This window comes from Archangium violaceum (assembly GCF_016859125.1).
GTDB classification, from domain to species: Bacteria; Myxococcota; Myxococcia; order Myxococcales; family Myxococcaceae; genus Archangium; species Archangium violaceum_A.
This window is the reverse complement of the sequence record NZ_CP069338.1, coordinates 8,481,163-8,495,126: the sequence shown is the minus strand read 5'-3', so window position 1 is coordinate 8,495,126 and position 13,964 is coordinate 8,481,163. Positions and strand designations below refer to the sequence as shown.

The 13,964-nt window shown below is 62.3% G+C and carries 11 protein-coding genes, 1 tRNA gene and 1 pseudogene; 7 read left to right on the top strand and 6 right to left on the bottom strand.

From position 1 onward, the window contains the following. Window positions 1-361 precede the first annotated feature (361 nt). A complete protein-coding gene (locus tag JQX13_RS36360; RefSeq protein ID WP_203404023.1) occupies window positions 362-2,701 on the top strand; it encodes a hypothetical protein in 2,340 nt (779 codons plus the stop codon). Window positions 2,702-2,828: 127 nt separating this feature from the next. Here JQX13_RS36360 and JQX13_RS36355 read toward each other — a convergent pair whose 3' ends face one another. The 3 genes and pseudogenes from JQX13_RS36355 to JQX13_RS36350 form a co-directional block, all read right to left on the bottom strand. Then, complete coding sequence (locus tag JQX13_RS36355; protein ID WP_203404022.1) at window positions 2,829-3,053, bottom strand: DUF2283 domain-containing protein; 225 nt, start codon at window positions 3,051-3,053, stop codon at window positions 2,829-2,831. Next, a pseudogene (locus tag JQX13_RS56585) lies at window positions 3,053-3,245 on the bottom strand (AHH domain-containing protein); the annotation flags it as partial. The pseudogene JQX13_RS56585 and the gene JQX13_RS36355, both read right to left, overlap by 1 nt. A gap of 147 nt (window positions 3,246-3,392) precedes the next feature. Beyond that, window positions 3,393-4,274, bottom strand: a complete 882-nt coding sequence (locus JQX13_RS36350) for a hypothetical protein (RefSeq protein WP_203404021.1) — start codon at window positions 4,272-4,274, stop codon at window positions 3,393-3,395. Between the two features lie 1,004 nt (window positions 4,275-5,278). On the opposite strand from JQX13_RS36350, the gene JQX13_RS36345 reads away from it, so the two are divergent. Next, entirely contained in the window at window positions 5,279-5,716 is a 438-nt protein-coding gene (locus JQX13_RS36345) for a hypothetical protein (protein ID WP_203404020.1), read from the top strand. 44 nt (window positions 5,717-5,760) lie between these two features. Further along, window positions 5,761-5,883, top strand: coding sequence for a hypothetical protein (locus tag JQX13_RS55650; RefSeq protein WP_275424896.1), 123 nt, complete (start codon window positions 5,761-5,763; stop codon window positions 5,881-5,883). A 504-nt stretch (window positions 5,884-6,387) separates the two neighbouring features. Here the strand turns inward: JQX13_RS55650 and JQX13_RS36340 are convergent. Together JQX13_RS36340 and JQX13_RS36335 are read right to left on the bottom strand one after the other, a co-directional pair. Continuing rightward, on the bottom strand, window positions 6,388-7,077 hold the full coding sequence (locus JQX13_RS36340) for a hypothetical protein (protein ID WP_239014068.1): 690 nt from the start codon (window positions 7,075-7,077) through the stop codon (window positions 6,388-6,390). An 826-nt stretch (window positions 7,078-7,903) separates the two neighbouring features. Then, the gene (locus JQX13_RS36335) at window positions 7,904-8,920 is read right to left on the bottom strand and encodes a hypothetical protein (protein ID WP_203404018.1); all 1,017 of its coding nucleotides are present in this window, start codon (window positions 8,918-8,920) and stop codon (window positions 7,904-7,906) included. Window positions 8,921-8,994: 74 nt separating this feature from the next. Here JQX13_RS36335 and JQX13_RS56580 point away from each other — a divergent pair, with 74 nt between their 5' ends. Continuing rightward, window positions 8,995-9,777 (top strand): helix-turn-helix domain-containing protein, encoded by a 783-nt coding sequence (locus JQX13_RS56580; RefSeq protein ID WP_203404017.1) that lies wholly within the window; start codon window positions 8,995-8,997, stop codon window positions 9,775-9,777. On the opposite strand, the gene JQX13_RS54680 is transcribed toward JQX13_RS56580, so the two are convergent. Continuing rightward, window positions 9,742-10,959 (bottom strand): site-specific integrase, encoded by a 1,218-nt coding sequence (locus tag JQX13_RS54680; RefSeq protein WP_239014067.1) that lies wholly within the window; start codon window positions 10,957-10,959, stop codon window positions 9,742-9,744. The two genes, JQX13_RS56580 and JQX13_RS54680, sit on opposite strands and share 36 nt — an antisense overlap. A 106-nt stretch (window positions 10,960-11,065) precedes the next feature. On the opposite strand from JQX13_RS54680, the gene JQX13_RS36320 reads away from it, so the two are divergent. The 3 genes from JQX13_RS36320 to JQX13_RS36310 all read left to right on the top strand — a co-directional run bounded on the left by JQX13_RS36320 (window position 11,066) and on the right by JQX13_RS36310 (window position 13,866). After that, a tRNA-Ile gene (locus tag JQX13_RS36320) sits at window positions 11,066-11,139 on the top strand. Between the two features lie 469 nt (window positions 11,140-11,608). Then, a complete protein-coding gene (locus JQX13_RS36315) occupies window positions 11,609-12,124 on the top strand; it encodes a hypothetical protein (RefSeq protein ID WP_203404016.1) in 516 nt (171 codons plus the stop codon). Further along, complete coding sequence (locus tag JQX13_RS36310) at window positions 12,112-13,866, top strand: sensor histidine kinase (protein WP_203404015.1); 1,755 nt, start codon at window positions 12,112-12,114, stop codon at window positions 13,864-13,866. Before JQX13_RS36315 ends, JQX13_RS36310 begins: the two co-directional genes overlap by 13 nt. The last annotated feature ends 98 nt before the right edge of the window (window positions 13,867-13,964 follow it).

The following is a 13,964-nucleotide window of genomic DNA, read 5'->3' as shown; positions in this document are numbered from 1 at the left end:
CTGCCCCTCACCTGCTGAACCCCTGGCCATAACCCCCTATTCTTCCTGACCGTGGCTGTTCGCTGGCGTTCACTCGCCACCGGCCGGGTCCGTACAGAATCCGTACAGACCACGAACTCGATCTCCAGCCTGTTGGGCGACCGAGCATTGACCGGTACGGTTCCCGTTCGGGCTGTTGAAGAGGGGCGGCGGTGACCTGGAATCCGCTTGGCTAGCCCTTCGTTTTATCACCAAATAATCTCCGTCGGTACTGCGCCGCTCTACTCCCGCTTCACCCATTCTTCACGGGTGATTCGCACGATCTTGTTTCATCTCGACCTATGCCTATGCGCGCCCGAAACGCGCGCCCGAGGGTACGATTTTGGATAAGCTTCTTAACGACAAGGAACTCCGAAAGCTCGTAAAGGGATGGCCTAGTGACTGGGAGCAGGCTGCAATCCAATTCCGGCGAAGTTACACGCGCATTCTTCTAGAAGAGGATGCCGTTCGAGGTATTGGAAGCCAGCTCCAAAAGGCTGTAGCTGCCGGAAATTTGGGGGTAGCAGTCAACTGGGGACTGCTCGGGCTTCTACTTTCTGACGGCGCTCTGATTCGAATGGCCCGGTACACCGAGGCGCTGCGTGCTTCAGTGTACCCCGAGGGACAACTGCCAATCCTGACGGCGGTACTGACTCAACTCCGCCAACGCGCATCTCTCCTACCCGAGTTGGAGAAGAGCGCAGAGGCTCTCTCGGATTTTCAGAATTACGTCGAGTTGTACAGGGCGACCCGTAAAGATGAGGCAGCGCTGCTCAGCCGTCTCCAAGAGAACTCCGACGTTTCTCTCCACGCACTACTCTCCCTTGCCGAGATCGCCTTCTTTGATTGGCGACCGCGCCCATCGGTGCCACATGCGCGCTCCTTTGACTTACTAGAAAGGGAGGCAATTGCATCCGGTGTCTCCTATGCCCTCGAAGCGTACGACAAGATGCATGGTCTTTCTCTTTCCCAGTTTGGGCGTTTCAAAGAGAGCGACCCGCATCCAAGCACATTCCAAGAAGACGTCCTGCTGGCCTATCGACTGCGCGAACTCATCGATTTAGAGGCGTATGTATATCGAATGGGTTACCGCTGCACCGCTTCATCACAGGGGCACTACCAGATCAGCCCGCCCGATAGCCGTATCGGCATGGCTCTTTCGTTTGGATACGCGCGTCAAGCAGGCGCACCGTTCCTGCACGCTCCAACCCCTCCCTCCAACGCGGTCTCGCTTATTCAATTGTGCGGCGACTTTGTCGAACGACTAGGCAGCAAAGTAATGGCTCTGAAAGGCGATCCAGGAGAGGAGGCACTACGATTCCAACTTCCTGAGCCCGCCTGGAAGCTGTTGGGAAAAGAAATATTCTCAACCGAAGAATACTTCGCTGAGGAGGGAGCCGCGCTTGGATTGACCTGTCAGGAACTGATGACCGACGCGAGCACGCTGGAATCATTCCAACCCAATCCTGGCCTAACCCTGGGCGAAACAATCCGACTCCAGCGCGTCTTTGTCTTCCTGGCTATCGCGCGTCGTCAAGCTCTCGCAAAGGAACAGGTCGATGAGCGCGTGCTCTGGAATTCCCTTCTAGGTGTAATGACCGAAGAGGGCTTAACCAGCATGCTCGTCTCTCTTGGGTTTCGGGAACAGTCCGTAACTGGATTTCTTAAACTTTTCTCCTGGAAAGCGGGAAGAAAATCCTTTCTGGACCTGCAATACCAACCCTTGCTCCAGCTTGGAGATGCAGTAGCTTTGCCCTTTTTTATCTTGGCCTCATCAAATGTGGTCCGCAATGCCCTGCAAGTTTCGAAAACTCGCCTCCACTCGGACGGGCGCAATGATCCGCTCCCCAAGACCCTTGCTGATGTGCTCGAGAAATCGGGCGCCCAGGTAAAGGCTGAAGTTCAATACGAATACCCTGGACTCAATGGCGATCCTATCAATGGCGATCTTGACGTTTTCGCCAAAATCGGAAATCGCGTATTCGCATTTGAATGCAAGCGCCCACTGCATCCATGTAGTGCGTTCGAACTACGGACAACCTGGGACTATCTGGAAGAGGCCGCGTTGCAACTCGACCGAGTGAAGAATCTATGGGAGGACCCTGGATTCAGAAAGTACCTTGGCGGACGACTCGGCTGGGATCTTTCTTCGTGCGATCTTTCCACCTGCATTGTCCTCAGCCACAGATTGATGTCCGGCGCATCGTTCCGTGGGCACCCCATCCGTCAGATTCGCGAACTGTTCAACATGATCAATACTGGCGAGAGTCGCCTATTGATTGGGAACTTCAAACATGCAGTCCGAAATTGGAAGGGCGATCGCTTCACGGCGGATGATCTTGAGGATTATCTATCAGAGGATTCAAAACTATATGGCCCCGTGTGGAAGTCCTATTTCGTGGATGATGTAGTCTGGAGCTTTTCAGACGCCCGACTGACGATTCCCCGCTACGCGATGAGTCCGCTGAAGCAGCTTGCAGCATCTGGCTTGGTAAATGAAGAACTCACGGCCCGGTTGCTAGATCTTGGAGATCAGATTAGTGCAGCCGAACTCACACTCGACAGCAGCGAGCCGAGCATCGAAAAGCTCAGAGTTGCTTACGCGCAAAGAGACGAGCTATTGAAAGAGGTGCAACAGGCCCTCTCATCCTCCAAATTGGTAGACGAGAACGGTGTGGAGTGAGAACGAATCGGCGCAATACACAGATAGTGTAGACTGCTGGGGGGAGATTCATTCCCCCGGCCAGTAGAGGCCCACTACTGGGTGCTCAGCTCAAAGCGGGGCCATGCGCGTCATCATCGGCAGGGCATCACGCCAGGATCTCGATTCCGACCAGAACTCCATCTTGGTCGAAGTCGAGCACCACATCGGGGCCCGTGTAGGACCCCATGAGTTCGGCCAGCCTGACCGATTTCTGCATCTTGCAGGTCTCACCGGGGTGACTCGGGAGGCGCAAATAGGCCACGTCCTGATTGTCTTCGGAGACTCGCAGCTCGAAGCGCCCGAGCTTCTTCTTGGAATCCGTCTGCCCCATCACGGCCTCCACTGCAAAACGGTCTTCAGCTTCAATACACCATCCCTGAGCTGATAGACGACCGCACCACCTCGGCCAAAGCCAGGAACGATGACGCGGTCCGCGTGGACCATGTCCCGAATGGTTCCAGGCAGAAGCCCCAACTTCTCGATTTGCCAACCGAACTCCTGCAAGGGCCGCGCGAGCATCCTGCGCGCAAGCGCATGTTGGATGCAAGCTTCAGCCCTGCGGCAATCGGATACATCACTCCGCCGCCCCCTTGCTGCAACACAGGTGTCGGGAGGCTATCTGAAATCGGAGGCCCGGCATTCAAGGCCGTGCTTACCTCCAGCCTGCGCGTCAGCTCAGCGTAGCCACCCACAGACCGTTATTATTCTGAACCGAGCCACATGAAGTGCATTTCCACACCGCCCCGCCGCCAACCAATGTCCACGCCGCCCCGCTGCCAATTAGAGTGTTGTGCTGGTGGCAGTTGAGGCAATACCCGGTTCCGATGGTGCGACGGATCGGCCACTCCGCGATGAGTTTACCAGCGGGGTCGACCACGCGCACCCCGCCAAGTCGCAGAATTTCTTCTGCCCCCACATTTGGAACGAGAGAGCGTACGAGTTCGCGAAGGATGTCCCCCTGGTAGAATGCGAGATCTTCACGGACCTCCTTGCGCACGCGGATTGTTGTCGGCCTCCAGTCGGGACCAGCGACAACACGGAGCCTCTCCACAGCAGGGTGGGTCAGTTGGAACGAGGTTTCTTCGTCTGGCGATACTTTCATTTCAATCGTCAGCGGCTCAAGGCCACGCCAAGTTGATGCGGGCGGTGAGCGCAGCAGACGGTCCAGCCTCTCGCGGAGAGCATCGAACTCAGCGGGTCGTGCCTCTGGGGCAAGGCCTACTTCGGCGCTGAATCGGACACCTACTGCGCCCCGAAGCACGGCAGGAAGCGAGCCGAAGTCCGATGCGCGAAATCGATCGAGCGCTTGCGTAATCGCGGTCACAGTTGTCGAGTCATGAGCGACCACATCGAGATAACTGCGGACGAGATTGCCTCCGGGAGCAACCTCAACCTCATCGCTGGCGAGTTCACCGGGCTCAGTCTCAGGCACGACGGTGGGGTCCGGGTTCGTCCAATCAACCTTTGCCCCCTCGCCGTGCCGATACCGGAAGGCGTTGATTCCAGTGCGACCGGTTGCGGGTGAAAAGATGCGGTGAGCAGTCAAATACATATCACGCCACCTCGTCGAGTCGGCGCGGAGCGATGGCCCCGTGTGCGAATGCGAAAACATCTGTGTCGAGCCGGACGACTTGACCGGGCACCCGTCGCGCCATCGGTCGAGTTAACTGCATAGGCGGCGGTCGCCGCTCCAGTTCAGCGAGGTCCGACTCACTCAATGCTGCCCAAGCCTCGTCCATCCGGTCGAGCAGTGCATCCTCTTCCGGTGATTCGAACCCGGCATGAGCCCATCTGATTCGCGCCAGTTCAGCACGAAGCCTCAGGTATTGATCAAGGGGCACTGTCATGACGCGATCTTCCTCCACCGAGAACGTGTGGCGGCCAGGAGTCCTTCGTACTCGTCACGACCACAGGCCTTGATCGGCTCGACACTCGCGTGCTTATGCGGCGGCCGTTCTTGATGGATACACAGGCTGCTCGAAATTGGCACGGTAGCCGAGAATACCGGGTCGCGCCCCGTGCCGCCGAGCGAAGGTGGTCGACGATGCTCCGGCAGCGCCTTCGGATCGTCGATAGCGACGGACATTCCGCCCATCAGCGGAACAATGACTCCATCAACAAGGGGCGGCTCGCCAGGTCGGACGCCGAGCGTTCGAGCCGTTGGTGCCACAGTCGGTAGGCCATCAGGGTCCTCCTTCATGGCGCGGAAGACGCTTTGGCCGTCCTTTGCGAAGACTGCGACCACCATCATCGATCCTTACCCTCGTCAGGAAGCCGGGCATGTAGCCAAGCGAAGCAAGTTACCAAGGATAGTTGGATGCCGACCCGAAAAAGAGCCGGTGAGCGACCGTAGCCCATAGTAGGAGAACAAACCACCCCCTCTTGAACTTGCCCTCGTGGCCCCGAATCAGCTCCCATGCGGCCCGGCAACTCCGTGGAGAGTGGCCGGTTAAACCCGCGTGTTCCTCGGAATAAGGCTCATGGCGGTCATCTCCGCTGACGTCCTGACTGGTTGGCCAGTGCGTCTTCATCCAATCCACCCGAGGAGGAATCCAGATGGAACACGTCAGCCTCTCCGCCGAGTTAGGGGAAATTCGTTATGCCATTGAGGGCGCCCACTGGATCGCAGACAGCGTCGCCATGGGCGCGGTGCCCGACCCGGAGCGGGTGCACAGCGCGCCCGTCATCATCAGCGCCATCCTGCTGCTGGTGGAGACCAGGCTGCATCAGCTCGGCCGTGTGCTCCGAGGCGAGGAGAACCCGGCGCACCTGTTGACGCCGCACAACGTCACCGCCGGGGAGAACGCGGACAGGGATGATGTGGTTCTGCGGCCTTGGGACTGGAGCGCAGGGCCGAGGCCGTCTCCGTCCGAGAAGAAGGAAACCGAGCAACCCGGTCCAGTAGCGGGAATAGAGCCTCCTCGTGAGGACAGCCCTCCCGCCCAGCCCGGCACGCAGGGGGCGCAATCGCCCTCCATCGGGGAGCCGGACTGATCGGCTGCGGCCTGTATCGTGCCTGGAGTTCCAGGGGAAGGGAGGTGACGACGATGCTGGGTGCCGTGAAGAAGCTGGCCGCCTCACCAATCACCCTACGGGTGGCAGCGGCCATTTTGATCGGGCTGGCCGAGCACCTGCGCGAGGTGACGCGGCACGGGCGGTGAAGATGCCCGGAGTTGAAGCACGGCCCCTGTCGCACCAATACCAGCGATGATGCTCCCGGTCTTGGCCGGGTGGTGTGGCGGGGGCCGGTTCGTCTCCACGGGCCCCGATCCCGGTGGCACCAGCTCCGGTGCAGTTCCATCGCCGGAGGTCCCCGGTCACTTCTGCCGGTGGTCCTCCAGATTTTTAAGTATCAGGGGTGCCCTACCCCCTCGTGCGCGAGGAGCTGGAGGGCGAACACTGGGTACGGCCATCAGTAACCCCTGGGCGAAGCCCTCCAGGGATCGCGTACCGGGAGCAGCCCGCTGGAGAATCCCCCAAAAAAATCTTGAGAGCCCCCATCCCCCAGGGTCTGGAAGAAGACCAGGGGGCTTACAGGTGGACCTGCGACAAGGGAACCCCTGTCCCCCCCATCCCGGGAGTGCTCACCCAGGTTGGATAGGGCTACCGATTAGCGAGCCAGGGCGAAGAGGGCCCGGAAGAGGCGTCAGAACGAACCCGAGGAATCACTTCACGAGCCGCAGGCGCACGCGCAGCTCCTTGGCCTCGGCCGGGTTCTGGGCCTTCACGGCGGCCACCTGGGCGCGGAGCTGGTCGAGGAGCCCGAGCTGCCGCTGCATGGCGGTCTCCAGCAGCTTGCGGTGCCGCTCCAGCTTCCGCAGGTCCGCGTCGTCCAGCAGCAGCACCTCGGCGGCCAGCCGTTCGCGTACCGCCGCCAGCGCACCCTCGTCCTCAGCCAGCTTCGCGGAAAGGGCCCCCTTCAGTACCTTGGCGGCGTTTCCCAGGGCCCGGTAGGCGTCCGGGTGCATCCGCCCTTCCTTGGAGGTCTCCCGGGCATGGCCGAGCGAGAAAGCGAGGGGCTGTATCACTGCCTCCGGCAGCTCCGGCACCTCACGGACGATCTTCGTGGTGCCATCCACAGCGACCAGCAAGGCGTCGGTCTGCACCGCATCCTGCGGCGCCGGGCAGGCGTCCACGATCTCCACGAAGGCGCTCACGGCCTGGAGTGCGCGGCGGGTGAGGACGAACCTCTCGAACTCGGGCGTCTTCTCCAGAGCCTCCTCCAAACTGGCAAGGCTCCGTCCATTCTCCAGCTTACTCAATCGCTCCAGCTTCCAGGCCGTATCCCCGAGCTGCGCCACCAGGGTGGCTTCGGGCAGGCTGGTGGGCGCCAGAGTGGAGAACCACGAGTCCATGTGCGCCTCGTACTCGGCGGCATTCTCTCCAGGTAGGAGCAGATGCTTGGCACTCAGACCGTGGCGTAAGGAATTGAATGAACTCCGCTCTTTCCCCTCGGGACTTTTCGGACCACCGCGTTTCTTGAACTCGTTGATGGCGGACCTGGCGGTCTGGACAGTAGCACGGATAGAGGGGGCGGACATGCGAGAGATTGTCCAGCAGGGCCATCCTCTGTGGGAAGGGGAACTTCTCGCCTCCGAGCAGGTTGCCGAGAGCAGGGCTCTTCGAGCCTCAACGGGTCTCGGTATCCACCAGGGTTGCTCTCCCTGTTCATCAGGACGAGGCAGATGTTCCACTTCGAGCGGGTGGAGAAGACGAGGAAGAGAGCAACCGTCCCCTAATATGCTGCAATTCTCCGGGACACACTCAGGAGACGAGAGCTGCCTCCATTCCGCTGAAGCTCAGTCGAGGACAGATAGTATCCTGTAAATCCTTTGACTCTTTCTCTTCGAGGGAGGGACCTACTGTTCCCTCCCTCTCCTCATCTATCTTCTATTATATCATGTAATTACATCATATTATAGGACTAGAAGAGAACCCGAGAGAAAGCCGAGGGTTCTCTCGTTGAGAAGAAGGCAGAGGAATTCCAATATACTATGAGCCTTGGAAGGACTCCGCGGAGAAGAGAGAGGAGAACCTCCTCGACAAGTAAGGGTTGGAGGATCTGCAACATACTAGATGCCCTCGACGGGCTCTCCTCCTCTCCCTCTACTTGCTCCTCGACAGTGGAGAAGTCCCCAGATTTACAACATTCAAAGGACCTCCTCCGCTTGGCTCTCGGAATCACCCTGCCGGCCTCACCAGCCCCGTCCCTGTGAACGTCAACCCGAGGGTTTTGGCGGCCTCCTGCTCGTCGTAGCGGCCATCCTCCAGGACGAGCTTCAACCTGTAGGTAGCCGCCCTCTTCCCTGCGCGGTGCCCCGCCACCTTCTCAAGGACATGCTCCAGCAGCAGCGGCTTCAACAGGTGCTGGTACGTGGAAGCCCCTCGAATGGCGTCCGAATTGGTCTTGGCCCCACGCAACCAGGTCGAACGCCAACGGACGTGGTAGGCCCCATCCTCGGCAACCCACTTCATACAGGCTCGGATCCTCTGCATGGCGCGGAAGAAGTAGAAGGCCACCATGGGCCCGTGAACCCGGGCGATGTCCTCGGCGAGCCGCATGTGCTTATGCGAAAGCTTGGCGAAGGAGTTTTCCGGAAGCGCGTTGAGCTCGCTGTGGGTATGGGCCCGGAGCAGCCTCTCCAGGCCTCGCAACGTGCTGGCGTGCCGAACGCCGGAAGCAAGAGCCCACCAGCGGATGCAGGTGTGGAGATCGAGGTTGTGGTCCGGACGCTCCACCACCAGTTGTAGGGAGTGGTCCTGGAGGAGCACTCCCACCAGCTTGAAGAAGGGCTTGCCCTTCGTGAAGAGGGTCCCCCAGACGAGCAGGAGTGAGTTCACGTCAATACTCCTGTTCTGCTCGGCCACCCCCACCAGCGACTGGCGCATGTTGAAGAGGGGGTGACGAGGGTGGATGCCCAGGTCCAGACTCTCCAGCCAGTTGAACTCCGCATCCGATATGTCGCGCGTAGCCAGGAACCGGGAGATCGCCGCCTCTTGCCAGTAGACGTTGTAAAAGTAGGTGCCGAACCCGCGCTCGCAAAACCTGACGAGTTCCTGGACGTTGGAGATGTTCCGGAGCCCATCGTCGATGTACCCGATGAGCGGGTAGGCATCCAGCACGCTGCCAGTAGGCAGTTCCAGCAGGCGATGGAGAGGAGGCTCGTCTCCTGGGTTGTTCTTGGTTCTGAGGTTCATGGTGTCGCTCCAAAGCTCCCCACCTCCGGAGGAGCATGAGTAGTTCAGAGGGTGTGCTGTCCCCGTCTTGAGGGATGATGATGAAACCCTTGCCAGATGAAGAGGGGGCCGGTTCCTCGCTGGCTTCCCAGACACAGGACGACCAAGCTGACGAGCTGGCTCCTGCCAATCAGCGTGGCGTCACCAAGAAGCCCAAGCGCCGGAAGTCGGAGGGCATCAGCCCACCACCGCCTGTGCTCCCGCCAGATTACAGATGCCCCATCTGCCCCCCTGTAATCTCCGTCAGAAATCCCTTGATTCGGGTTATCGACGACCGTGGAAGGTGGTCCGTGTACTCGGCCCCGGCTCACTACCTCTCGGAATCCCGGCCCCAGGAGTGGGTCTGCCGAAGATGCACGGAACGGTGGAGATGGAAGCCGTACAAGTTCCCAACGGAAGCCCAACTCGATGACCCCTGTGTTGAGTGCGGTGAGGTGCTCGACCTCCAAGAGCGAGCCGTGGAGGTGCAACGCCAGCTCCTTGCCCACCTTGCAGGCAGACCTTCCCCCCTGGCCGTTCCAGGCCCGGAGGCATCCCCAGCGAGCAGCAGGCCGGGCCTGACCTGTACCGTGAAGGAGGCAGCCGCCTTGCTCGGGTGTGGGACTACCAAGGTCTATGAACTTCTGAGTCATGACCAGCTCGTGGCCTCGAAGATCGGCCGGAAGCGCCTGGTGCTCCGGGCATCCGTGGAGGCACTGCTGCAAAGAGGAGGAATCGGGTCCACGCCGGAGCGTCCGAAGAAGGCAGCTCCGGCGAAGACCCAGGCCAAGGATGCGAAGGCCCTAGCGGCTGCCATCTCGAAGCTGCCGCTCAAATAGCGAGATGGGATCCTCCGGATGCTCCAGCCGGATGGGGAGCTGAATCATCGGAGGCACCTTCACGCCCTCGTAGAACTTCTTGGTTGTCACCGCCGACTGGTGCCCGATGGTGGCCGCGATGCGCGTCAGCGGCACGCCCCCGTCCACCGGACGCACCTCGGTGCCACACTCGGCGGCCCAGGTGACGAAGGAGTGGCGCAGCTCGCCCATGCATAGCGGCTCCAGTCCCACGGACTTCGCCGCGCGCTTCACCACCTGTCGAATCCACCAGTCCGCCGGAGCCGAGCCCCTGGCCTGGAGGCGCATGGCCGCCGCGAGGGCCTGAGCATCCACGGACTGGACGTGGACCCGCCCCGACTTGTGGATGAAGGTGATGGTGCCCGCGATGGCCCCCTGCCCTTGCAGCACCTTCACCTTCCCCTCGCCGCGAGCCAGCCGGTCAATCTCGGTGCCGTGCATCCCGCACTTGGCGTGGAGCATCAGCACGTCCCGCACGCACTGCACCTCGGTGACGCGGCCCGTCCCCTTCCACCCGTACCTGGCCGACTCCCACCCGCTGATGGCGGCGTAGATGCGCTCGACGTCGCGCATGGAGTAGCCCTTGTCGCGGAGGGCCTTCTCGGGCCGGGCCGGTGGCACCTTGAGCGCGAGCGTGGCGTCCTCGGCGGTGGTGAGCACCGCCTCCTCCTCGCGGAGCCAGGAGCAGAACGCCTTGATGGCCGCGATCCGATGCCGCTTGGCCGGGATGTCCCCCGCCTCCGCGTCGAACCAGCCGTTGAGTGCCTGCTTGAGGTCCTGGAGACGGAGCGTCCGCAGGTCCTTCCCGTAGAGCACCTCGGCCCACTGCGCGAGGTAGTGGAGGACGTTCTTCCGGTGCCGCTCGGTGCGGCCCTGGCTCTTCAGGTAGCCGAGGAACCTCTCCACGGTGGGAAGGTCCAGGAGGACCGGCGCGTTGCCCGGTGTGGTCTCCTCGGCGGCCTTGGCCTCCTGGGCACGGGCCACGTAGGCGGCTGGGTCCCTCCGGAAGAGGGCCAGCTCAGCGAGCGCATCCTTCTCGTTGCCCGCCGAAAGCCTTGTGGTATAGAGCCGCCCGTGGACCTGCTTTTCGAGGACCCACACGGTGTCGCCCTGCTTGTTCACGTAGGTGCGTCCACCGTCCCATCGTCCCGTCCAGCGGGGCATCGAAGTTCTCCAGTCCGTACGAAGTCAGTACGAAGTTGCGCATCGACTGGAGGGGCGGTAGAAAGCAGTCGAAGTTCCGCAGTAAAAGCAGCCGGTTGCACCATTTGGCCAGGTAGCTCACCTGGTTAGAGCGGCGGTCTCATAATCCGCAGGTAGTCGGTTCAAGTCCGACCCTGGCCAAGGCCCCGGAGTCACTTTCCCAAGTGATTCCGGGGTTTTCTTTTGCCCGGAGCGTCCGGACGGGTTCGGAGCAGTTCCCGGCCCACCCGGAGCGTAACTGACCCAATCTCGAGCCGGCCCGGGGTTACACCACCGGGCGCCGCTGGGCACGGGACAGGTGCTCCTCGCCGCTTTCCTCGACCCAGCTGGTACGCCAGCTCCGAGGGCAGCAGCGCCTTGACGGTGACGAGCTTCACCTCCCCATACGGTGTGGAGAAGTGACTCGGCAACGTGCGTGACCCCACTCCCAACAGCACGGCCACCCTCCCCTCTTCGGTGACACTGGAGGGACCCATCCCCGTCTCCGGGTTCACTCGGTAACGAGGGTTCTTCCCACCCACTGTCGGGCGCGTGACTCCCCTGGACGATTTCTCCCCCAACGGGTCTGGAACCGGTGGACTCTGGCGCGGGGTGTGGGGTCACTCCGCCTATGGCATCCATTGCCGACCTCATCGAGCAACACCGCGAGTTCCTGCTCCAGCGCTACCTCGAAGAGGCCAGCCGCCTCCCCTCCGCTCGTGACGTCCAGCCCCAGGACGTCCTCGACAACCTCCCCGAGTACCTCGACTCCCTGATCGCCCTCTTCCGGGAGCAGCACAGGGAGCCCGACCCCATCCGGCGGCGAATGGAGGAGACCCACCTCGGCCTGCGTCTCCGACTGGGCTACACCCGGGAAGACGTGACGGCCGAGTTCGTCCTCCTCGGCCAGCTCCTCTCGCAGCTCTTGGAGTCCCTCCCTCCCGACCAGCAGCCGCCCCCCGAGGACACCCAGCGCCTCTTCGCCGAGCTCCAGGCCGCCAGGGAGCACACCGTCTACCTCTTCGGCATCAAATCCAGACCCCGCCCCCTGCCCTCCCCAGCCTCGAGGTACTGCACCTCAATGAGGAGCGCCTGCGCCTCGCCGTCGAGGCCACCCACCTGGGGACGTGGGACATGGATCCCCTGACAGGCGCGCTGCTCTGGGACGAGCGCTGCAAGGCCCTCTTCGGCCTGCCTCCGGATGCCCCCATCGATTACGACACCTTCCTCTCCCGCGTGCACCCCGAGGACCGTGAGCGCGTGCAGCTCCTGGTGCGGCAGTCCCTGGAGCCGGCCAGCGGCGGCACCTTCCGGGACGATTACCGCGCCGTGAACCCACAGGACGGGAGCGAGCGCTGGTTGGCCTCCACCGGCCGCGCCTTCTTCGATGCGAACGGCCGGGCGGTGCGCTTCCTCGGCACGGTGCTCGACATCACCGACCGGGTGCGCGAGCGCGAGGCCATCAAGCGTGAGAAGAACCGGGCCGCCACCATCCTGGAGAGCATCTCCGAGGCCTTCGAGGCCTTCGACCGGGAGTGGCGCTTCATCTACGTCAACCGCGAGGCAGAGCGCCTCCTGGGACAGCCACGCGAGGCGCTGTTGGGCCGCAACCACTGGGAGGCCTTCCCCGCCAGCCTGGGCACTCCCGTCGAGCACAACTACCGTCGCGTGGCCGCCGAGCGCATCCCGATCTTCTTCGAGAATCACTACGGCCCGTGGGATCGCTGGTTCGAGCTCCACGTCTACCCCACCGAGGAAGGGATCGCCGTCTACTTCCACGACATCACCGAGCGCAAACTCCACGACGCGGAGCGCGAGCGGCTCCTTCGCGAGCAGACCCACCTGCGCGAGCTGACCCAGAAGGTGCTACGCGAGCAACAGCGCACCCTCGAGGCACTGGAGCACGGCGAGGCGTTCTTCATGCTCGACAAGGACTTCCGCTTCATCCTGGTGAACGAGAACCAGGAGCGACTCTCCCAGACGCATCGCGAGGACACGCTCGGCCGTGTCTTCTGGGACGTCTTCCCCGCGGCCGCCACGCCCACATCGCGGTACTGGACCGAGTATCACCGCGTGGTGGAACAGAAGGTGCCGGTGCAGTTCGAGGAGTACTACGCCCCGTTGGATCTCTGGACGAGCGTGAGCGCCTTCCCCACCACCGAGGGGGGGCTGGCCGTCTTCTTCCGGGACAGCACCGAGCACAGGCGCGCCGAGCAGTTCCGCGATCGGCTGGTGGGAATCGTCAGCCATGATCTGCGCAACCCGCTCCACAGCATCTCCCTGGCCGCCGAGCTGCTCCTGCGCCGGGAGGATGTCCCCGAGCCCGTGCTCGCCGGGGTGCGGCGCATCGCCCGGAGCGCGGACCGCATGTCTCGGATGATCACCGATCTGCTCGACTTCACCCGCGCACGCATGGGCAGTGGACTTCCCCTGCAGCGCCGGCCCGGCGAGCTGGTGGAACTGGTGCGTGCCACGCTCGAGGAGTTCGAGGTGACGCACCCGGGCCGTGTCGTCTTCTCCCCGGGGCGGGGCCCGTACACCGGGGAGTGGGATCCGGACCGGCTCGCCCAGGTCGTCTCCAACCTGGTGGGCAATGCGCTGCAACACGGCTCCGAGAACCTCCCGGTGGAGATCTCCCTCCGCGAAGAGGACGGGACATACGTCCTCACGGTGACGAACCAGGGCTCTCCCATCCCCGAGGAGTTGCTGCCCCATATCTTCGATCCCTTCCGCCGCGCCGCGAGCAGCTCGCGCCAGGGACTGGGACTGGGGCTCTACATCGTGCAGCAGATCGTCCTGGCCCACGGGGGCTCCATCTCCGTGGACTCCAACGCGGCCTCGGGAACCACCTTCACCGTGCGACTGCCCCGCGATCCCACCTCACGGTGAGCCGGAGACGCTCCCTCGGAGGCATCGGTGGTTTTTTTGACGGCTCGCTCGCCTGCCCCCCTAATGCCCCCCACAGGCCAGTAGTGGCCTGTAGCAGC

Excerpts from the sequence above, each read along its gene's own strand:
- JQX13_RS36345 (WP_203404020.1), top strand. The coding sequence starts at position 5,279 with ATGGAACACGTCAGCCTCTCCGCCGAGTTAGGGGAAATTCGTTATGCC.
- JQX13_RS36335 (WP_203404018.1), bottom strand. The coding sequence starts at position 8,920 with ATGAACCTCAGAACCAAGAACAACCCAGGAGACGAGCCTCCTCTCCAT.
- JQX13_RS56580 (WP_203404017.1), top strand. The coding sequence starts at position 8,995 with ATGATGATGAAACCCTTGCCAGATGAAGAGGGGGCCGGTTCCTCGCTG.
- JQX13_RS54680 (WP_239014067.1), bottom strand. The coding sequence starts at position 10,959 with ATGCCCCGCTGGACGGGACGATGGGACGGTGGACGCACCTACGTGAAC.
- JQX13_RS36315 (WP_203404016.1), top strand. The coding sequence starts at position 11,609 with ATGGCATCCATTGCCGACCTCATCGAGCAACACCGCGAGTTCCTGCTC.
- JQX13_RS36350 (WP_203404021.1), bottom strand. The coding sequence starts at position 4,274 with ATGTATTTGACTGCTCACCGCATCTTTTCACCCGCAACCGGTCGCACT.
- JQX13_RS36340 (WP_239014068.1), bottom strand. The coding sequence starts at position 7,077 with ATGGACTCGTGGTTCTCCACTCTGGCGCCCACCAGCCTGCCCGAAGCC.
- JQX13_RS36355 (WP_203404022.1), bottom strand. The coding sequence starts at position 3,053 with ATGGGGCAGACGGATTCCAAGAAGAAGCTCGGGCGCTTCGAGCTGCGA.
- JQX13_RS36310 (WP_203404015.1), top strand. The coding sequence starts at position 12,112 with ATGGATCCCCTGACAGGCGCGCTGCTCTGGGACGAGCGCTGCAAGGCC.